At 38.6% G+C, this 20340-nt stretch carries 16 protein-coding genes; 3 read left to right on the top strand and 13 right to left on the bottom strand.

What is annotated here, in order from left to right; genetic code table 11:
• Nucleotides 1-189, top strand: a 189-nt coding sequence (locus CXF74_RS22535; RefSeq protein WP_232772507.1) for a hypothetical protein, incomplete at its 5' end; no start/stop codon positions are given.
• Here the strand turns inward: CXF74_RS22535 and CXF74_RS11705 are convergent.
• The 10 genes from CXF74_RS11705 to cobT form a co-directional block, all read right to left on the bottom strand.
• The gene (locus CXF74_RS11705) at nt 186-1637 is read right to left on the bottom strand and encodes a dihydrolipoyl dehydrogenase (protein ID WP_101082627.1); all 1452 of its coding nucleotides are present in this window, start codon (nt 1635-1637) and stop codon (nt 186-188) included. The genes CXF74_RS22535 and CXF74_RS11705 overlap by 4 nt on opposite strands.
• Nucleotides 1638-1808: 171 nt before the next feature.
• The gene (locus CXF74_RS11700) at nt 1809-2540 is read right to left on the bottom strand and encodes a glutathione peroxidase (RefSeq protein ID WP_101082626.1); all 732 of its coding nucleotides are present in this window, start codon (nt 2538-2540) and stop codon (nt 1809-1811) included.
• A 417-nt stretch (nt 2541-2957) separates the two neighbouring features.
• Complete coding sequence (rep, locus tag CXF74_RS11695; RefSeq protein WP_101082625.1) at nt 2958-4967, bottom strand: DNA helicase Rep; 2010 nt, start codon at nt 4965-4967, stop codon at nt 2958-2960.
• A gap of 352 nt (nt 4968-5319) precedes the next feature.
• Nucleotides 5320-6771 carry a sodium:proton antiporter NhaD gene (nhaD, locus tag CXF74_RS11690; RefSeq protein WP_101082624.1) on the bottom strand — a complete coding sequence of 484 codons (1452 nt, stop codon included), beginning with the start codon at nt 6769-6771 and terminating at the stop codon, nt 5320-5322.
• Nucleotides 6772-7250: 479 nt separating this feature from the next.
• Entirely contained in the window at nt 7251-7814 is a 564-nt protein-coding gene (locus tag CXF74_RS11685) for a hypothetical protein (protein ID WP_101082623.1), read from the bottom strand.
• Nucleotides 7815-8668: 854 nt separating this feature from the next.
• Nucleotides 8669-9460, bottom strand: a complete 792-nt coding sequence (locus CXF74_RS11680; protein ID WP_101082622.1) for a hypothetical protein — start codon at nt 9458-9460, stop codon at nt 8669-8671.
• 78 nt (nt 9461-9538) lie between these two features.
• Nucleotides 9539-10636 (bottom strand): porin, encoded by a 1098-nt coding sequence (locus CXF74_RS11675; RefSeq protein ID WP_101082621.1) that lies wholly within the window; start codon nt 10634-10636, stop codon nt 9539-9541.
• A 635-nt stretch (nt 10637-11271) separates the two neighbouring features.
• Nucleotides 11272-11880 (bottom strand): alpha-ribazole phosphatase family protein, encoded by a 609-nt coding sequence (gene cobC / locus CXF74_RS11670; protein WP_101082620.1) that lies wholly within the window; start codon nt 11878-11880, stop codon nt 11272-11274.
• Nucleotides 11877-12692: an adenosylcobinamide-GDP ribazoletransferase gene (gene cobS, locus CXF74_RS11665; RefSeq protein ID WP_157822391.1), complete on the bottom strand. Its 816-nt coding sequence runs from the start codon at nt 12690-12692 to the stop codon at nt 11877-11879. Before cobS ends, cobC begins: the two co-directional genes overlap by 4 nt.
• A gap of 25 nt (nt 12693-12717) precedes the next feature.
• Nucleotides 12718-13767, bottom strand: a complete 1050-nt coding sequence (gene cobT / locus CXF74_RS11660; protein WP_232772506.1) for a nicotinate-nucleotide--dimethylbenzimidazole phosphoribosyltransferase — start codon at nt 13765-13767, stop codon at nt 12718-12720.
• Between the two features lie 260 nt (nt 13768-14027).
• On the opposite strand from cobT, the gene CXF74_RS11655 reads away from it, so the two are divergent.
• Together CXF74_RS11655 and srmB are read left to right on the top strand one after the other, a co-directional pair.
• The gene (locus CXF74_RS11655) at nt 14028-15584 is read left to right on the top strand and encodes a response regulator (RefSeq protein ID WP_101082618.1); all 1557 of its coding nucleotides are present in this window, start codon (nt 14028-14030) and stop codon (nt 15582-15584) included.
• A gap of 258 nt (nt 15585-15842) precedes the next feature.
• Nucleotides 15843-17207 (top strand): ATP-dependent RNA helicase SrmB, encoded by a 1365-nt coding sequence (gene srmB, locus CXF74_RS11650; protein WP_101082617.1) that lies wholly within the window; start codon nt 15843-15845, stop codon nt 17205-17207.
• A gap of 75 nt (nt 17208-17282) precedes the next feature.
• On the opposite strand, the gene yaaA is transcribed toward srmB, so the two are convergent.
• The 3 genes from yaaA to CXF74_RS11635 form a co-directional block, all read right to left on the bottom strand.
• Nucleotides 17283-18056 carry a peroxide stress protein YaaA gene (gene yaaA, locus CXF74_RS11645; protein WP_101082616.1) on the bottom strand — a complete coding sequence of 258 codons (774 nt, stop codon included), beginning with the start codon at nt 18054-18056 and terminating at the stop codon, nt 17283-17285.
• Nucleotides 18057-18139: 83 nt separating this feature from the next.
• On the bottom strand, nt 18140-19255 hold the full coding sequence (locus CXF74_RS11640) for a PilT/PilU family type 4a pilus ATPase (RefSeq protein WP_269800769.1): 1116 nt from the start codon (nt 19253-19255) through the stop codon (nt 18140-18142).
• 39 nt (nt 19256-19294) lie between these two features.
• Nucleotides 19295-20329 carry a type IV pilus twitching motility protein PilT gene (locus tag CXF74_RS11635; protein WP_101082615.1) on the bottom strand — a complete coding sequence of 345 codons (1035 nt, stop codon included), beginning with the start codon at nt 20327-20329 and terminating at the stop codon, nt 19295-19297.
• Nucleotides 20330-20340 lie beyond the last annotated feature (11 nt).

Here is a 20340-nt window from a genome sequence, read left to right as displayed (position 1 = left end):
AAAAAACTCGGGAATGACGGGCCGTGTATGAGGGCAATGCCCCTTGCCGTCACCCTCGAAGTGGTTTATCGAGGATCTGATTTGGCTAATAGCTACTCACTGAGATTCCCGATAAAACAACTCGGGAATGACGATGGTGGTAGTACTCGGAATGACGGAGAATTATTTTTATTTATTCCCTACAACTAACAACCTGGGCCACATTCCATGCATTGGTTGATCATTGCGGTGCCTAGTTTTAGCTTGGCATTCAAGTCGCGTAATGCGGTTCTTACACCTTCTTCGATCACGGGATGGTAAAATGGCATATCTAACATTTGTGAGATAGTCATTCTGTTCTGATGTGCCCATGCTAATAGATGCGCTAAATGTTCTGCTTGCGGACCAATCATTTCTGCACCTAATAAACGTCCAGTACCGTGCTCTGCATAAATATGTAACAGGCCTTTGTTTTTTAGCATGACTCGGCTACGGCCTTGATCTTCAAAGGAAACAGTGCCTGTTTCAAAACAGCCACAACTGCCTAGCTTTTCCATTACTTGTTTACGGCTTAGACCAACCATTGCTAATTGTGGATCTGTAAATACAGCCGCAATAGAAGTTCTACGTAGGCCGACACGGATGTCAGGGAAACGTCCCGCATTACTACCTGCGATTTTTCCTTGGTCGGCGGCTTCATGTAGAAGCGGAATTTGATTACTTGCATCACCGGCAATAAATATATTCTCAACGGATGTCTGCATGGTAAATGGGTCTGCAATCGGCACTCCACGAGCATCATTTTCCAAACCTACACTCTCTAAGCCTAGGTTATCAACATTAGGACGGCGACCCGTTGCTGCTAAAACGTATTCAACCAGCTTAACTTGCTCAACACCTTGTTTGTCGATATAAGTAATTTGAACTTGACCATGCTTACGAATCATCTCTGTCACGTTTGCATCTGCATCTAAATAAAACTCATCTGAAAACGTTTTTTGTGCATAAGCCATTACGTCCGGATCAGTGAATGGTCCAACTTGTCCGCCCATACCAAACATCAAGACTTCAACACCTAAACGATGCAATGATTGCCCTAATTCTAATCCAATAACACCAGGACCAAATACAGCCACTGATTTTGGTAAGTCAGTCCAGTCAAAGAGATCATCATTGATAATCAAGTTATCACCTAACTCATTCCATACACCCGGGTAAGCAGGGCGAGAGCCTGTTGCAATAACAATGCGTTCAGCAGTTACTTTAGTATGGTCGCCGATAATCAGTGTATTTTTATCAACAAAGGTGGCTTTACCCATTAATTTATCCGCTTGGTTAATACCATCAACCGCTTCAACAACAAAACCGACAAAACGATCACGTTCATCACGTACACGTTGCATTACTTTTTGACCATCAATACGTACATTACCATCAACAAATACACCAAACGGTGCAGTGTGTTGCGCGCTATGTGCGCTCTCTGCGGCTGCAATTAATAATTTACTTGGCATACAGCCTACGCGGGCACAGGTTGTTCCGAACTGCTCGCCTTCGATTAACAATACTGAATCTGTATATTCTTTTGCTGCGCGGTATGATGCTAAACCAGCGGTTCCACCACCAATGACTGCCACTTCTACATTTATATTTTTCATTTTAATACTCCAATTAAGGGCAGTTTTGATGCTTATTTGTTCAAGTCATTAAGCAAATAGGCATAAAAACTAATTTTTAGGTAAAAAAAAGCACAGCTTAAATGATTCAAACTGTGCCCTATTCGATTTCACTCACTAACAGCTGATAACTGACAGCTGATAGCTAAGGGTTTATTTAGCGAAGTAAGCTGTTACTGCTTCACTATCACCAATATGCTTACCACCAACAAACAGTTGTGGCACTGTTGTTTGGCCTGTAATTGCACGTAAGCTAACTGTCGTTGCATCAGTACCTAAAACAATTTCTTCAAAACGCACGTTGTTTTCTTTTAAAGCGGCTTTCGCTTTAGCACAGAAAGGACAACCAGGTTTAGTGAATAAGCTTACTGCTTCTGGCGCTTTTGCATTTGCATTAACGTAGTTAAGCATTGTATCAGCGTCAGAAACTTCAAACGGGTCGCCTGGCTGGTTTGGCTCGATGAACATTTTTTCAATTACGCCATCTTTTACTAACATGCTGTAACGCCAAGTACGCTTGCCAAAACCGATGTCAGACTTGTCAACTAACATGCCCATGCCATCTGTGAATTCGCCGTTACCATCAGGAACAACAGTAATGTTTTCAGCTTCTTGGTCAGCAAGCCATGCGTTCATTACAAACGTATCGTTTACACTGATACATACCACTTCATCAACGCCGTTTTCTTTTAATACATCTGCTAACTCATTGTAACGAGGTAGATGAGTAGAAGAACAAGTTGGTGTGAATGCACCCGGTAATGCGAATACAGCAACTGTTTTGCCTTTAAATAGTTGGTCAGTTGTTACATTTACCCATTCATCACCTTGGCGAGTAGGGAAAGTTACATTTGGAACGCTTTGACCTTCGATATTATTTAACATTTGAAACTCCTGAGTATTTATATTATTGAATTAACTGATTATGAATTTTTTAACAAAACATGTTTTCGTAAACCGCGTTTCGTTTTGATGGGTGCATTATGCGCAAAACCTTTAAATAGGTAAAATCGTTTAAATCTATAAGTTCAATAGTTAATAGCAATCAAACGATTTTCACTAACAACACTTAATATGACCTACGTTTGGCTGCGAATGATAATGATAGTTCAGAATTATTTCAGATTAATTAAAATCAGTAATTACTGACTACCTTGATCACAAATTAGGGATTAATTAAGCTTAAACATAAACAACAAAAAATTAACCACGAAACCACTTCGTTACATAGAGAACACGAAGGAAAACACCGTTTTTGACTTAACTGACAGCTGAAGGCTAATCACTTAAAACTACTTTTCCTTAATCGAATAGCGCTTTTAAACTGGCAACACCTTTGTCTGCAACGGCTTTTTTCTGCTCTGTTGTTTTCTTGCGCGGTCCACTTTCCCAATCTAAATCGTCTTGTGGTAGTTCTAATAAGAATCGACTTGGTGTTGGGTTAATTGTTTCACCATATTGATTACGCTCTTTAGCCATAATAAAAGTCAGCTCTTTTTGCGCACGTGTAATGCCTACATAAGCAAGACGGCGCTCTTCTTCCACGTTATCTTCATCGATACTCACTTGATGAGGTAAGATTCCCTCTTCCATACCGATTAAATAAACATACGGGAACTCAAGCCCTTTCGAAGCATGCAACGTCATCAGCTGTACTTGGTCTAACTCTTCGTCTTCTTCGTTACGCGATAACATGTCACGTAGCGTTAAACGCGCCACAACCTGCTCTAGTGTCATCGGTTCATCGAGCGAATCGCCTTTCAACATCTCAGTGACCCACTTAAATAACATCGAGACATTTTTCATCTGCATTTCAGCGGCTTTCGGGCTTGGACTACTTTCATAGAGCCAATCTTCGTAACCAATATCACGAATCAAATCACGTACCACATCAATTGGCTCTTCACGTTTTAAGCGATCGTTTAATTCCACTAACCAACGTGTAAACGCTTGAATCGATAATAAACCTTTACCATTAAGTGTTTGCTCTAGCCCCATTTCAAAACTAGCAGCAAACATACTGATATGACGTAAATTCGCGTAGTTACCGAGTTTTTCACGGCTCACCGCACCGATACCACGAGGTGGCTTGTTAACGATACGGATAAAGGCATTTTCGTCATCATGATTTACCAGTATTTTAAGGTAAGCCATAATATCTTTTACTTCTGCACGGGCAAAGAAAGAGGTGCCGCCACTTATCTTGTAGGGAATACGATTTTCCATCATCACTTTTTCAAGTAAACGACTTTGATGATTTCCTCGATATAACACGGCATAATCTTTGAATCCACTGCCATTCATAAATTTATGCCCAGAGATCTCCATCACTACACGTTCCGCTTCCTGCTTTTCATCTTTAGCGGTTAATACTTTTAAGGGTTCGCCATAGGCTAATTCACTAAATAGACGTTTTTCAAACTCATGCGGATTATTAGCGATTAATACATTAGCAGACTTCAATATTCGCTGACTTGAACGGTAGTTTTGCTCAAGTTTAATCACTTTCAATTGCGGGAAATCGGCCTGTAACATGGTTAAGTTTTCAGGACGTGCACCACGCCATGAATAGATAGACTGATCGTCATCTCCTACCACGGTAAAACGTGCACGTTCACCCACTAAAGCTTTAATTAACTCATATTGGCTGGTATTGGTATCTTGGTATTCATCAACTAATAGATAACGAATCTTCTTCTGCCAGCGTAATCGCACTTCCTCTTTATGAGAAAGCAATAATGTGGGTAATACAATAAGATCATCAAAATCGAGAGCGTTATACGCTTTTAATTGGCGTTGATAAAGATCATAGCTATGCGCAAAAATAATCTCTTGTTCGCCTTTCGCTTGTTTGATCGCTTGAGGCGGTAAAATAAGCGCATTTTTCCAATTTGAAATTTGTGACATTAATGCTTTTAGCAGGTCTTTATCTTCTTGCAGTTGCTTCTCGGTTAGTTCTTTTAACAGTGCCAAACTATCTTGATCATCAAACAGTGTAAATCCCGCTTTCATACCTAGGGTTTTAACTTCGCGTTTAATAATATCCAAGCCTAAAGAGTGAAAGGTGGACACGATCAAACCACGCGATTCTTTACGACCTAAGGTTTGGCTTACACGCTCTTTCATCTCACGGGCTGCTTTATTCGTAAAGGTAACAGCAGCAATGTTTTTTGCTAAATAATCACAGTTTTGCACTAAGTGCGCAATTTTATTGGTGATCACACGTGTTTTACCACTTCCCGCACCCGCGAGGACTAAACAGGGGCCAGAGATCATTTTTACAGCGGCGTCTTGCCCGGGGTTGAGTTTCATTGTTTATCCAAAAGGAGGAAATAGTGAGTGATGAATATTAAAACAAAAACGCTCAAGGCTAAAGCTCTGACTGATTAAAGCTTAACAAAAGCGATTAACCACAAAGATGAAAGGAGAAAATCCAAAAACTAACTTCAAAACATCGCTACCACAGAGGCACAAAGGAAAAGGGAGGCAAACCAATAAACATCGATTCTGTTTTCTTCGTTTTCTTCGTTTTCTCTGTGTAGCGTAGCGGCTCTGTGGTGAATCGTTTTTTAACCCCAGTAACAAAAACGCGAGATAGACAAAAGCCATATCTCGCGTTGTTAGTTATCTATTAAACCGATTTAGCTCGGCTTAATTGATACTTTTAATGCATAAACAAGTCAGCATTCCACCAAAGGTGAGTCAGGATACTAGCAGCATAACCGAGTGCAATAACCGGCATCCATTTCATATGCACACCAAAAGTATAAATGCCGCGTGCTTGCCCCATTAGTGCAACACCCGCAGCAGAACCAATTGATAACATACTACCACCGACACCTGCTGTTAATGTTACCAATAACCATTGACCTTCACTCATTACAGGTTCCATGCTTAATACCGCAAACATGACCGGAATGTTATCTACGATAGCAGAGAGAACACCAACAAGAATATTTGCCCAAGTAATAAAGGCTGGGTCTGCGTACATAGCATGAGAAACCATGCCTAAGTAACCGATAAAACCAAGACCACCGACACAAACAACAACACCGTAGAAGAATAACAAGGTATCCCACTCTGCTTTAGCAACTTTACCAAAGATATCAAACGGTGCGCCGTCGCCTAGTGTACGTAAACGCTCATGCTCTTTTACATCACTCGTATGTGCGATTGCTTCATCGTAATGTTTTTTATGGGTTTTACGTAAGTAAAAAGCGAAGAATTGTAAGAAACCAAGACCGGTCATCATGCCTAATACAGGTGGCATACCTAGGAATGAGTGTCCCATTACGGCACTGAATATAGTCAGTAAGAATAGACCAACGATGCGCTTAGCACCTGGTTTCATATGTACAACTTCACCGTCACCTTGAGCAACTTCTTTCGAGATATAGAAGCTCATGATAATGGCAGGAATAAGGAAGTTAACCGCTGAAGGAAGGAATAACTTGAAGAAATCAGCAAACGGCACCATGCCTTTCTGCCAAACCATCAAGGTTGTAATATCACCAAATGGGCTAAATGCACCACCGGCGTTCGCTGCCACAACGATGTTGATACACGCTATAGCGATAAACTTGTGGTTTGAGCCACCCACTTTCATGACAACCGCACACATTAATAACGCAGTTGTTAAGTTATCGGCAATCGGAGAGATAAAGAACGCTAATATACCCGTTAGCCAAAAAATATTACGTAGTGTAAAACCTTTGTTTACCATCCAAGCTCGTAATGCATCGAACAATTGACGTTCTTCCATCGCATTGATATATGTCATTGCTACCAATAAGAAGAAGAATAGTTCTGCATATTCTAATAAGTTATGACGAAATGCAGCTTCAGCTTCATGGCTCATGCCATTTTGCGTGTAATAGAAACCGATCATTGCCCAGATAATACCAGCAGCAACTAAAACAGGTTTAGATTTACGAAGATGAATAACATCCTCCAGCATTACCAAGCAATACGCGATACCAAAAACGAGTAAAGAGGCATAACCGATACTGTGTGAAGTTAAATCTATTGCGCCACCGTTACTTGCAAATAACGCAGGCGAGAAAAAAACAGCAATAAGCGTTAACAAAACACTTAACGGTTTAGATTTGTGTAACATTTCTATCTTCCTTAAAGAAAATGAATAAGTTAATAATATGATGGCTATACCCATGTTACCTCAAGATGCTTTGTCAGGCGCAAGCTCGACAATCAGCTCAAGGCACAACATGAGGTAATTGTTATTCACTTTTCGATTGTTGTAACGCAGAGCTGGTTTTCGAGCTTACGCCCCATAGGGCAATGCAACTTGTACCTATCTACGTCGTTATAAAATTTCGACTTAGACTACTAGGCTTCAATTTTATGCCTAGCATCTAGGCATAATTTGCCTTGCTGACTTTGTATCTTGAAGTATCATGGGTAATAATTTCGCGCGATTTTAGCACAGCGCTATGATGAACAACAGCAGTAAAAGGAAGCGGGGAACTAAATTTGGATGTCACGTAAAAAGGGGCATAAAGTGTCAGAAAAACAGGCGTTTTAGCGAGATTAGCGAAGACCTACGGAGATCGCTTTCCGTAGGTTAAATAGTCAATATTATTGAGCGAAAAGTGCGGTTAAGTAACGACCAGGGATCATTGTTTCTAACTGTAGCTCGCCGTTTTCATTTTGCTCTAATAAGAATTTTACACCGTCTTGTTGACCGTTTTGTAATAATTCCGTTGCAATAGGAAAAGAAAAGCTTTGTGTTACCGTACAAATTTTATCATCACAATCACGAGAAGCAGAGGTAGACTCAAGTGTGATTGGCATTTCAGTCACGGTGACTAAATCATACTTAACAAAATCTTGTTGTTCATTTTTTTCAGTATTTGTTTCGTTTTTAGCTTCGCTGTATTGGATATCAAAATTAACAACAGATTCCACCGACTGTGTACTGTCATTGGCAATATTAGCAACAACATCAAGTACAGAAACTTTTAGCGCAAGATTATGCTCAAGTAGATCAACAGGGATTATCTCTTTACCCACAATCTGTGTATACGTGTCATGGCTATTTTTCTGAATAACAACATCATCAACATAGTTATCAGAAACAGGATTTGATGAACAAGCTGCAAGTAAAGCGAATGAGCTAATAATTGATAATTTTTTGAACATGATATTTCCAGTTGATTCAGGCAAGTAGTGCTGAATATATCACAGGCAATAAATTTTCAATATAATTTGCTGATAATCATCTTTAAAATGCGAAGATAATTATGCATTTACATATTTGGAACCGAGCCTGCTCTTCGCCCCGCATCCCAGAGGCTATAAAACTCCAAACCATCTGAGTATTCACTATAAATATTATTGCCCTAACATGCCTAATATAAACGCATTCTCTAACTTACAACATTCATCTAACGCAGTTTGATATGATAGATCATAACTTTTAAGATTAACTTCCCCCGCATCAAATTCCATTGCTAGTTTCTTCAGATATTGCTCTGATTTTTTACTTTTACCTTTTACCTTTTACCTTTTACCTTTTACCTTTTACCAAAACATCATGTCCTAAATAAAAAAGTTAAGCTAAAAAGCGAACCATTTCTTTTTAGCTTAGACAGGCTAAGTAATGAACATCAACCTGTCTGCTTGAAATTAAGACTACCTTCGTGGTGCAAATTACCAATGGAATTTAGCATTTGGTCGTTCAAAAAAAGAGGTCGATCCCAATATTATTGGGATCCAATTACAACCACTTTAAAACAATAAGTTAAGTTAAAACACATAGTTTTTTGATGTTTAAACACTTTGAAATCAAATTTAGAGGGTGTTTTGTAACTAGATCATCAAGAAAACCAATGCAAATGACATTTACTTCATTTTATGAAAAATCAATATTTTTACAGTTCACGAGTTGAATTGATATTTAAGATACATCGATAGAAAAAGAAGTTTTTTAGATTGGTAATTAAAAACCAACCTAAATGATTACAGGCAGAATAATGATCAGGATAAATTTATCGCTATTTTAGATTACCAACAGCCCAAGTTCGTAAATTTTTCTGTTCAACTTTAGTTGCTTCTTGATACCAATAATGCAGTTTCTCAAGATTTTTACTGCCATCTATAAAGGTTAACTCTTTTTTACTGCTTTTAATTGCCCAAGTTGAAAAAGCAATCTGCTCTTCGCTATCTAGTTTATTAAACCAATATTGCGTCATTTCAGTGGCTTTACTTTCTTCAACAGACGTACTTACAAGCGTATTTATCGGTGTATTAGGGACTGTATGCTCAATTTCATATCTCTTTAATAAACCATCTATATAGTTACTTGGAATTTTAAAAATAAAATCAGTATTGTTATCTGTTTTATTGATTGAAAAAACTAAACCTTGCTCTCTTGCTGCAAGCAAGTCATCAGTTTTTATATTAATAAGCATATATTGGGTAATCGAACACTGATCATCACATTGTCTAACGGTTTCTTTACGTTGGGTTATTTTTTGGTTTACATCATTAATTCTCGCAAAATAATATTTCTGATAATTTTCAAGAAACTTTAAATTGAGTGCCAGTGTTGATGTTTGCGCCTCACCGATCATCAGCCCCAGCGTAGCCTCTGCACTCATCACCAATAAACCATTTTTTTCAGTCAAGTTGATAGGACGAATTTTTTCACCTGTTACTTGCGTGAAATTATAACCTTTAGTTAATTTTGCACTTGTTGCAAACTGCTCGCTACTGATGCCTTCTGGATTTGTTGCACAAGCAGATAGAATGAGTACAGAACTTAATAAAATTATTTTTTTAAGCATGATATATGACCTTTTAGAGAATAAAAAAAACGCCAGCATAAGCTGGCGTTTGATAAAAAACAATATTATTTGTTTAATTTAGAAACCGTATTCAAGACCAACACGTACTACAATATCAGTATCAGCGTCGACATATACTGACTCTAATGTACGACCAGCAACACGTACATAAGGAACAAAACCATTAACAGCACCCATTACTTGGAATGATACAACAGTATCTGCATCATTTTGAGTTTGTCCATTTAATTCAGAATCTAATGTTGCAGCATAACCCGCTTTAAGTCCTAATGGACCATTCCAGTATTGCGCAATTAAAGAGTATGAACCTTGGCTTGCATCTCCAGCTTGCTCTTTCCAGTTAGCATTAACAAAGCTATTTGATGAATCAGCTTGTTTGAAAGCACCCGCTACGCTAAAGCCACCAGGTAAACCAGCTTCAAAACCAACTAAATATGTCAGTACATCCATATCTTCGTAGCCTTTAAAGTCTTGGTTAGACTCCATACCAGCCATTAATGTTACAGTGCTGAATGTATATTTTGCGTTTAAGCCATAAAAATAAGAATCAGATGATGTTGAGTCTCCACGACCGGTAGAAGCTGCAAAGTTAAAACCACCCCATGTTGGAGAGTCATAACGCACTTGGTCAGAATGGCGATCATTGTAACCTTTAACACTACCGCCCCAGTCAAATACAATACCTAGACCAGGATTAGAATATGGCCAATCGATAAGTTCATACATCGGCGTTAAAACTCGACCGAAACGTACTTTACCCCAATCACCACCTAAACCAATAAATGTATCACGTACACCTAATTTACCCGAAGCACCTGCGCCACCATTTTTAAAGTTACCAACGTAACCAGATTCAACTTGCATGAAAACATGAATACTATCCGTCATGTTTTTACCTGCACGGAAACCGATGCGAGATTCATTTTCTAATTCATAGCCTGTCGATTCAGTATGAGTTTGTGTAACCTTATCGTCTGCATCTGTTTTAGGGTAACGAAGTTCTTGATTATTATCGCCTACGTTAAGGCTGACTGCTGAAATAGCTGCTACACCGTAAACTTCTACAGCTATTTCATCATTAACGCCGATTTCATAAGCTGATGCAGAAAATGCAACTGTTGTAAGTGCAGCGGCTATAAGTGTTTTCTTAAACATAATAATATCCTTTAAATAAACATAATTGTTTATTGGCTTCCTTATTCCATAAATCCATGAAGCCAAATTGTATTGTTAGAAATTGCTTTATTTTCATCCGAACACCACATTCTCAATGAAAATAAGTTGAGTTAAAAAGCGAACCATTTCTTTTTAACTTCGACAGACTAAGTAATGAACCTCAACCTGTCTGCTTGAAACCGATACTACCTTCGTGGTGCAAATTATCAATTGAATTCAGCATCTAGCCGTTCAAAAAAAGAGGTTGATCACAATATTATATTAAACCAAAAACAACGCCTTTAAAAAACAATAGCTTGCAGTTAAAATGCTTATGTTTTGATGTTTTTATACGTTTGAGATCAAATTTACAAGGCATTCTGTGAGCCAGATCATCCGTTAAAACAGCCTAAATGATGTTGCCTTTATTTTTATGGCGAATTAAGGTTTTAACTATTTATTGAGTTGACTTTGAATTGAAGATATATCAAATAGAAAAAGGAGTTTTTTTAGGCTGGCGATGTAAAAACAACCTAAATGATTACTGGCAGAATAATGATGAGGATAGATTTATCGCTATTTTAGAGAACTAACAGCCCAAGTACGTAGCTTCTTCTGTTTAGCAGGGACAATCACTACAACACACTGTTAACAAAGCGACATGAAGCAACATTTCCTAATAAAGTCACTTTGGATATACTCGCATAATCGATGTTTAATCCTGTTGAATGATAAAATGGGATATGTAAATAATGGCAAAGAATACTGCGGATTACTCCAGCATGTGCAATCACTAAAACCTTATGGCTTGTATTATCACACTGAGTTTCATCGGTAATTTCACAGAGTGCCTGAATGACACGAGAATGAAATGACGAAGGTGTTTCGCCCCCGGGAAACTGAAAGTCTAAACGATTGTTATTCCACTCATCTATTTTTCCACGATTGATGTCATTCCATTTAACACCTTCCCACTCACCAAAGTTAATCTCTTTAAAGTCTTCTTTATAGGTAACAGACAAAGGAGGATGTAACGCGGTCAAATCTTCCGCCAGTTTTGCACAACGTAACAAGGGGCTGCTATAAATAGCATGAATGTCTTTATCGTTAAAATACGCCCCGATCTTTTTTAGCTGTTTTGCATAATCAGCTGTGACATCACAATCAAGCTGTCCATAACAAACGCCCTTTTCAATTAACGGCTCAGTATGGCGAATTAGATATAACTCGAGTGTATTGCTCATCTTGCAAGTAGCACGGTTAATGCTAATAAAATCGACAGCTCTAAGCTTTGTTGCGTAAACCCTAAACAGTCTCCGGTATAACCTGCTAAATTTTTATCAAATAGCTTATATAAGCTAGCGACTATCACGGCAACTATCAACGTAACTATTGGCGCTACAACAGCAATATCGATGAATGTGTTTATTTTTGAAAGGCTGAATAATAACAATACTGTTAACACTGCCGTTACCAATGATGCAAAAACGAAATACTTGCTGTTTAATTTATTCGTCAAACTTTGTACTTTACCTGCTTCTGCTAGACGCACATAAGGCATGGCTTGCATGATACAAAGTGCTCCATAGCGGCTTAGCGTATGTGCGACCAATAAACTAATTATTAAGGTTTCAAAACTTATATCTGCTAATTCAATTAATAAATTAAATTTCAACAAAAAAAGCAGAATTAAACCAATGCCACCATAAGTGCCTATTTGGCTGTCTTTCATTATTTTTAAACGCTGTGTTGCGTCATACCCACCGCCAAGTCCATCGCAACAGTCGGCAAAACCATCTTCATGTAATGCGCCTGTTAATAATAGGGAAGTCACTAGCATCAAAATGATACTGACTGGAACGGAAAATAATTGTAGGCAAAGATAAAAGATCACACTCATTACAATCGCAACAAACAGTCCTATAAAAGGTAAATAGGCGTTCGCTTTATGAAACTGTTGGTTATCAAACTCGATAGAAGCAGGAATAGGCACTCGAGTGAAATAAGAAAGCGCATAAAAGATCAGCGTTAACTGCTTTTTTAATAATTTCAACATGACCAATCCTTTGTAATTAAAAATATTACTCGCTTTCAGAGACACCTGCATCGGCAAAAGAGGCCATCTCATTAAAAAACGTAACAGCAGAAACAATGAGAGGATAAGCAATAGCGACTCCCGAGCCCTCACCTAAACGTAATCCTAAATTAAGCAAAGGTTGCACACCTAAATGTTCCAATACCCGTTGATGCGCTTGCTCGTTAGATTGGTGGCAAAACTGTGTGTAATCAATAAAGTGTTCATTCATTTTACTGGCGGCTAATGCAGCAACCGAACAAATAAAACCATCAACTAACACTAACATTGAAAGTTCAGCCGCTTTTAACATCGCGCCAACCATCATTACAATTTCAAAGCCCCCCACTTTTTGTAATATTTGCACTACAGTTGCACCTCTTAATTGATGCAATTCAAGCGCTTGTTCAATAACTTTTGCTTTAAAGGTAACACCTTTGTCATCAACCCCGGTTCCTCTTCCTGCACATGCTTCGCCCGATAGGTTTAACAGAGCCGCCATAATGGCTGCCGCAGAAGTGGTGTTTGCAATGCCCATTTCGCCAAAACCAATCACATTACAACCCGCGTTGAATTTATTAACCACTATTTCGGCACCCTGATTTAAGGCTTGCTGACATTGAGCTTCACTCATTGCCTGGGTTTCTAAAAAATTATTGGTACCTTTGGCAATCGGCGCATTAATAAAATGAGCATCACTAATATTAAAATCTGCACAAACACCTGCATTAACAATATTGAGATCTAAATCATGTTGTCGAGAAAAACAGTTAATGGCAGCCCCGCCCGCTAAAAAATTCAGCACCATTTGCTCGGTAACAGCTTTGGGAAACAAACTAACACCTTGATCAGCAATACCGTGATCAGCGGCAAAAATAATTAAACAAGGATTTTTTAATACAGGCGATATACTATGCTGAATATGTGCAATTTTACTTGCCAGACCTTCTAAAGCCCCCAGACTTCCTTGAGGTTTTGTTTTCAAGTCAATGACTTGTTTAACATTATCAAGAAATTCGAGAGGTAATTGCTTCATTAATGAATTAATAACAAACACGATGAGTCCTTTTTTAAATATATTCTGGCAGTAACTAAAAAAGCGTCTAAAATTCAGACTAGGATTAATATTACATAGAATAAGATATGAAATTAATCACAAACTATAATAAAAGCGTACACAAATCACTATTACAATTTTAAAATACAATGATAATGATTCGTGAGTTGCATTTCAGCAACTATATCTTCTAGGCTATCTGATTTTTTTGATTCTAAGCCTGTTTTTCGAGTTTTAAATAATGTTTCCGAGATATATTTATGAATGATAATGATCTTCTTTTTATAGAAGATGATGTAACAAATGTGGATGAGCCACTGTCACTTCACCTTTCACCCTGGAAAGTCTTGATTGTCGATGATGACGAAGAAGTCCACGCGGTTACAAAACTCGTTCTGTCGAATTTTGAATGGGATGACACTCCCTTACATTTTATCAGTGCTTACTCCGCTTACGAAGCTGAACAGCTTTTTTTAGAGCATGATGATATTGCCGTTGCATTGATTGATGTTGTTATGGAAACCGATGACGCGGGTTTACGTTTAATCGAAACTATTCGTAATGAATTTAATAACACAGCAACACGTATCGTATTACGTACTGGTCAGCCTGGGCAAGCGCCTGAGCGTAAGATAATTCGTGAATATGAAATTTCTGATTATAAAAACAAAACAGAACTCAGTGGCATTAAACTTGATACGTTAATGTGTACCACATTACGTTCTTATCAGAACATCATTAACTTAAGAAAAAACCAGAAAGGCTTAGAGCTTGTTATTGAATCATCTAGCGCCCTTTTTGATGCGATGACTTATGAGTCGTTAGTTGATGAAACGATTAATTACCTCGGTAAATTAGTCAAGCAATGCACTCAAACACCAGCATATAACCTTTCTGCACTCGGTATTTATTGTGATCAGTCTGTATTCCAACTGCTTGAGGCACGTGGCGATTTTTCACACCTCAACCATATTGATGATATAGATAAGATCCCAGATCAAGCTTCTATTTTAATATCGCAAAGTATTGCACAGCAACGTCATATCTATAATGAAAATGCATTTGTTTTGAATATGCAAAGTAGCTCAGCTAAAACCGTTATATTTTATTTTGAAGGTTTCTCACAGCTTTCAAAACAAGATATTTCCTTAGTAGAACTTTTTGCCAGCAATACTAAAACCTCTTTTGATAATGAAGAACTGCGCCATGAACTCGATGAAGGGCAACGTGAAATTGTCTACCTTCTCGGTGAAGCGATTGAGCATAAGTCGAAAGAAACAGGTAACCACATCCGTCGAGTTGCTGAAATTTCACGTATTTTAGCGCTCGAGCTAGGTTACAGCGTGCCAGAATCTGAGAAAATAAAATCAGCGTCTCCACTACATGACTTGGGTAAAATTGGTATTCCGGATCATATCCTGCACAAGCCGGGTTCATTTACACCAGAAGAGTGGAAGATCATGCAGTCTCATGTTGAGATTGGTTATGAATTGGTGCGTTACTCAAATCAAGATATCTTGAAATATGCTGCGCTAATCAGTTATCAGCATCATGAAAAGTGGGACGGCACTGGTTATCCTAATGGTTTAAAAGGTGAAGAGATTGATTTAGTGGGTCGTATTGCCTCACTTGCCGATGTATTTGATGCACTTGCGCATGACCGTTGTTATAAAAAAGCCTGGCCGATGGAAGAAGTAGTTCAGTTTATAAACGACCAAGAAGGACTGCATTTTGACCCACTTGTTGTGGCTGCTTTTAGGAAACATCAGAACCAAATTATTTCGGTAAATGAACGATATAAAGACGTGTTTAATTAATCTGCGTTTTTCACATTAAAAATCCCGATTCTCTCGGGATTTGTTTTATAATACCCTCTAATACCAATCGGAATAAATAGTTGATCTATTTTACTGGTTAAAATATCTTACTTCTTCGTTAAAAATTTCGTAAAGGGAACAACCATTTACGTCAACTTTCGCCTTGAATTAAGCCATTTTCTCTGCGTAAAATTTAGATAACCGACTTACTCCAATCGGTATAATATTATTTTTCCCCTTTTATTACTGGAAGTACCCATGTCTTTTGAATCGCTTGATCTCGACCAACACCTATTAAATGCCCTAGATAACATGGGACATACACGCCCAACAAGCATTCAAACACTCGCCATTCCTGTTGCAATGGATGAGCAAGACATTATGGCAAGCGCGCCAACGGGTACCGGTAAAACACTGGCTTTTTTACTACCTGCCGTGCAACGCTTAATTGATTTCCCACGCCGTAAAGGTGGTTCAGCACGTATTTTGGTATTAACACCAACACGTGAACTCGCTGTTCAAATAAGCGAAGTAGCACAAAACCTATGTAAAGGGACTGAACTTGTTGTCGGCAATATCATTGGTGGTATTTCTTACGAAGCACAAGAAGATGTCATCATGTCTAATGTTGATATCGTTATCGCGACACCGGGTCGTTTAATGGAATACATTGATGCTGAAGCCTTTGACTGTCGTGAAGTTGAAACATTAGTACTTGATGAAGCCGATCGTATGCTTGATATGGGCTTTATCGATACAATGGACAGAATTGCTGGTGAAACTCGCTGGCGCAAACATACCTCTCTATTTTCTGCGACATTAGAAGGTAAGGGTTTACGTGAGTTCTCACGCGATATTTTAGACAATCCAGCTCAACTAACAGCTGAAGTATCACGCCGTGAAAGTGGAAAAATAATGCAATGGGCTCACCTTGCCGATGATGGTGCGCACAAATTAAAATTACTGGCTTTCATTTTACAACAAGAACCTGTTCATGAAGGTGAACAAGAGCAGAAGATGATTGTGTTTGTTAAAACACGTGATCGTTTAACTGAACTTGTAGCACAACTTGCAGAGCTAAAAATCTCATGTAATTACCTACGTGGTGAAATGGATCAAGAAAAACGTAACGAGTCATTACGTCAGTTTAAAGAAGGTTCGATTAATATCTTAATCGCCACTGATGTAGCCGCACGTGGTATTGATGTTCCTGATATTACTCATGTAATTAACTACGACCTTCCACGTAGCGCAGACATTTACGTTCACCGTATCGGCCGTACTGCACGTGGCGGTAAAAAAGGAACAGCAATCTCGCTAATTGAAGCGCATGACGCTGATATGTTAAGTAAGATTGAGCGTTATACTGACCAAGTATTAAAACGTCGTGTTATCAAGTCTTTACGCCCTGAAAATAAAGAAGCAAAAGTTAGTCAGCGTAAGTCTAAAAAACCGGTTACTAAAAAAGGCAGAGCACGCGAGCAAGAGCTAAAAGAACAGCAGAAAGCGAAGCGTCAGAAGAAAAAAGAAGATATGGGTAAGCAACGTCACCGTACTAAGAAAGCCAAAGGCAAACCAAGCTGGGCTGGTAACGGACCTAAAGTAGAACCTGAAAGCGAATAAAAAAACAGCTATCAGCCATTAGCTATCAGCTGTCAGTAAAAACTGACGGCTGATAGCCGAAAGCTTACAGCTTAATTACTTTTCATCTCTGTAAAAAACTAAATCTGTAACGCTCGAATCTGCGGGTAAAAAATAATAACCATCCACATCAAACTCTTTTAGCTGTTCAACCTCTGTAATTTCATTTTCTAAAATATAACGCGCCATCAAACCACGTGCTTTTTTTGCATAAAAACTAATGACTTTATATTGGCCATTTTTTTGATCTTTAAAAATCGGTGTAATGATCTGACCTAGAAGTTCTTTTTTCTTCACTGCTTTAAAGTATTCATTAGAAGCAAGATTAACCAATATTGAGTCACCCTGTTCTTGCAGTGCTTTATTGACTTCAGAGGTCACCATAGAGCCCCAGAATTGATAAAGATTAGCACCACGGAAGTTATCTAGTTTCGTGCCCATCTCTAAACGATATGCGAGCATTAAATCTAATGGTTTTAATAAGCCATATAAACCAGAGAGAATACGTAAATGCTGTTGTGCATAAGTTAATACAGAGGGTGCAAGCGTTTCTGCCTGTAACCCAGTATAAACATCGCCTTTAAACGCAAACAGCGCTTGTTTAGCGTTATCAAGCGTTAACGGCTGTTGCCAGTCAGCGAAGCGAGCCACGTTCAAACCTGCAATTTTATCACTGACTTTCATTAGTGACGCAATATCTTGCATCGATAACTTTTGGCAACGATCAATCAACAATTCACTTTGTGATAATAATGATGCCTGTGAATACTCAGGTGTCGGCGCGATAGTTTCAAAATCGAGGGTTTTAGCAGGGGAAAGTACAATAAGCATTTTTATTCCTAAAGCAAAAACGCCTTCTTAAGGCGTTTATTTATAACAGAGAATTGTTAGCCCTTATTAATCATTATCTCGCTTCAATAATCAAGTGTTATATCATCCAGCATATGACCGCCGAGCGATTTACGTCCTTCTGTCGAATCGAGTTTAATCATAAGGCGCACATCATTCGCAGAATCGGCATGCGCGAGTGCTTCGGTATAACCGATAACGCCCTGCTCATAAAGATTAAACAAGGCTTTATCAAACGTCTGCATGCCGTGTTCAGATGAATTTTTCATTATATCTTTTAATGTATGCAATTCACCTTTACGGATAGCTTCTGCCATTGTGGGTGTATTGTATAAAATTTCAAACGCCGCACGCCTCGCTTTGCCATCCACAGTTGGAATTAATTGCTGTGCAACAATGGCCCTTAAATTGACGGATAAATCAAAGAGGAACTGACGATGCCTGTCTTTGGGTACAAGATGCAAAATACGCTCTAACGCTTGATTGGCATTATTTGAATGTAATGTCGCCATACAAAGATGCCCTGTTTCAGCAAAAATGATAGCAAATTCCATTGTTTCACGGGTACGAATCTCACCAATCAGAATAACATCTGGTGCTTGGCGTAACGAGTTTCTTAATGCTTCTTCAAAAGAATCTGTATCAATCCCCACTTCACGTTGGGTAATAACCGAAGCGCCATGTTCATGTACAAATTCAATCGGATCTTCAATGGTTAAAATATGTCCCGATGAGTTTTGATTACGGTATCCAATCATAGCAGCTTGGGTCGTTGATTTACCCGACCCCGTTGCTCCTACAAACAGAATTAAACCACGATTTGCCATGCAAGTTTCTTTAAGTTGCATGGGTAAACGCAACTCCTCGAAACTTGGAATTTTACCTTCAATACGACGAATCACCATACCTGGCTCTTCTTTTTGCATAAAAGCACTGACACGGAAACGCCCAGCACTATCACTATTTACCGCATAGTTTGCTTCTTTAGTTTGTAGGAACTCAGCAAAGCGCTGTTCTCCCATGGCCTCTTTTAGCAAGGCACTCACTTCATCTCTATTTAGACTCTTTTTAGTTAAAGACTCTAAGCGACCATTTAATTTAATGGTCGCTGGTAAACCAACAGATACATAAAGATCCGACGCTTTTAACTCATCAACTTTTACTAATAACTTCTGTAACACAATGATTCTCCTTATTCCCTTAAGTTCGAATATCAAACATTAAAATGTTTTAGGGTCAGCGGCTTTTTTGGCAGCATCGGCATGTGATACTTCACCTCTGCTAACCATATTACGTAAACATTGATCGAGTGTTTGCATACCATGCACCATCCCAGTTTGGATAACAGAATACATCTGCGCCACTTTGTCTTCACGTACTAAGTTACGAATAGCCGGAATACCGATCATAATTTCATGGGCTGCGATTCGTCCACCACCGTTCTTTTTCAGTAACGTTTGCGAAATAACAGCACGTAGTGATTCCGATAACATTGAACGCACCATACTTTTTTCTTCAGCGGGGAATACATCAATAACACGGTCAATGGTTTTAGCCGCTGAGGTTGTATGTAACGTACCAAAAACCAAATGCCCTGTTTCTGCCGCGGTTAATGCTAAACGAATCGTTTCCAAATCACGTAACTCACCCACCAGAATAACATCGGGATCTTCACGCAATGCACTACGCAAGGCAGCATCGAAGCTCAAGGTATCTTTAAAAACTTCACGCTGATTAATGAGCGACTTTTTAGTTTCATGTACAAACTCGATAGGATCTTCAATGGTCAAAATATGTTCATGACGACTGTCATTGATATAATCGATCATAGCGGCCAAGGTTGTTGATTTACCAGAACCCGTTGGCCCAGTTACCAATACCAAACCACGCGGGTATTCCGATATTTTTTTGAAAATATCAGGCGCGTTTAAATCGTCTAGGGTTAAAACTTTACTTGGGATGGTACGAAATACTGCACCTGCACCACGATTTTGATTAAAAGCATTAACACGAAAACGTGCTAATTCAGGAATCTCAAATGAGAAATCCGTTTCTAATTTTTCTTCGAAATCTTTACGCTGCTTATCATTCATGATGTCATAAATTAGGCTATGCACCTCTTTATGCTCTAATGCAGGTACATTTACCTTACGCACTTCACCATCTACTCGAATCATTGGGGGAACACCTGCAGAAAGGTGTAGATCTGATGCATTATGCTTTACACTAAAAGCTAATAATTCCGTGATATCCATAACTTAAAATC

The sequence above is a fragment of the Psychromonas sp. Urea-02u-13 genome (genome assembly GCF_002835995.1).
GTDB lineage: Bacteria > Pseudomonadota > Gammaproteobacteria > Enterobacterales > Psychromonadaceae > Psychromonas.
The sequence above is the reverse complement of the archived record's forward strand: the minus strand, read 5'-3'. Positions and strand labels throughout refer to the sequence as shown.

What these genes read in the sequence shown, in the direction of transcription:
- CXF74_RS11680 (WP_101082622.1), bottom strand. Translation starts at nt 9,460, where the DNA reads ATGCTTAAAAAAATAATTTTATTAAGTTCTGTACTCATTCTATCTGCT.
- cobC (WP_101082620.1), bottom strand. Translation starts at nt 11,880, where the DNA reads ATGAGCAATACACTCGAGTTATATCTAATTCGCCATACTGAGCCGTTA.
- CXF74_RS11705 (WP_101082627.1), bottom strand. Translation starts at nt 1,637, where the DNA reads ATGAAAAATATAAATGTAGAAGTGGCAGTCATTGGTGGTGGAACCGCT.
- CXF74_RS11685 (WP_101082623.1), bottom strand. Translation starts at nt 7,814, where the DNA reads ATGTTCAAAAAATTATCAATTATTAGCTCATTCGCTTTACTTGCAGCT.
- CXF74_RS11675 (WP_101082621.1), bottom strand. Translation starts at nt 10,636, where the DNA reads ATGTTTAAGAAAACACTTATAGCCGCTGCACTTACAACAGTTGCATTT.
- CXF74_RS11655 (WP_101082618.1), top strand. Translation starts at nt 14,028, where the DNA reads ATGAATGATAATGATCTTCTTTTTATAGAAGATGATGTAACAAATGTG.
- srmB (WP_101082617.1), top strand. Translation starts at nt 15,843, where the DNA reads ATGTCTTTTGAATCGCTTGATCTCGACCAACACCTATTAAATGCCCTA.
- rep (WP_101082625.1), bottom strand. Translation starts at nt 4,967, where the DNA reads ATGAAACTCAACCCCGGGCAAGACGCCGCTGTAAAAATGATCTCTGGC.
- CXF74_RS11700 (WP_101082626.1), bottom strand. Translation starts at nt 2,540, where the DNA reads ATGTTAAATAATATCGAAGGTCAAAGCGTTCCAAATGTAACTTTCCCT.
- yaaA (WP_101082616.1), bottom strand. Translation starts at nt 18,056, where the DNA reads ATGCTTATTGTACTTTCCCCTGCTAAAACCCTCGATTTTGAAACTATC.
- nhaD (WP_101082624.1), bottom strand. Translation starts at nt 6,771, where the DNA reads ATGTTACACAAATCTAAACCGTTAAGTGTTTTGTTAACGCTTATTGCT.
- cobS (WP_157822391.1), bottom strand. Translation starts at nt 12,692, where the DNA reads ATGTTGAAATTATTAAAAAAGCAGTTAACGCTGATCTTTTATGCGCTT.
- CXF74_RS11635 (WP_101082615.1), bottom strand. Translation starts at nt 20,329, where the DNA reads ATGGATATCACGGAATTATTAGCTTTTAGTGTAAAGCATAATGCATCA.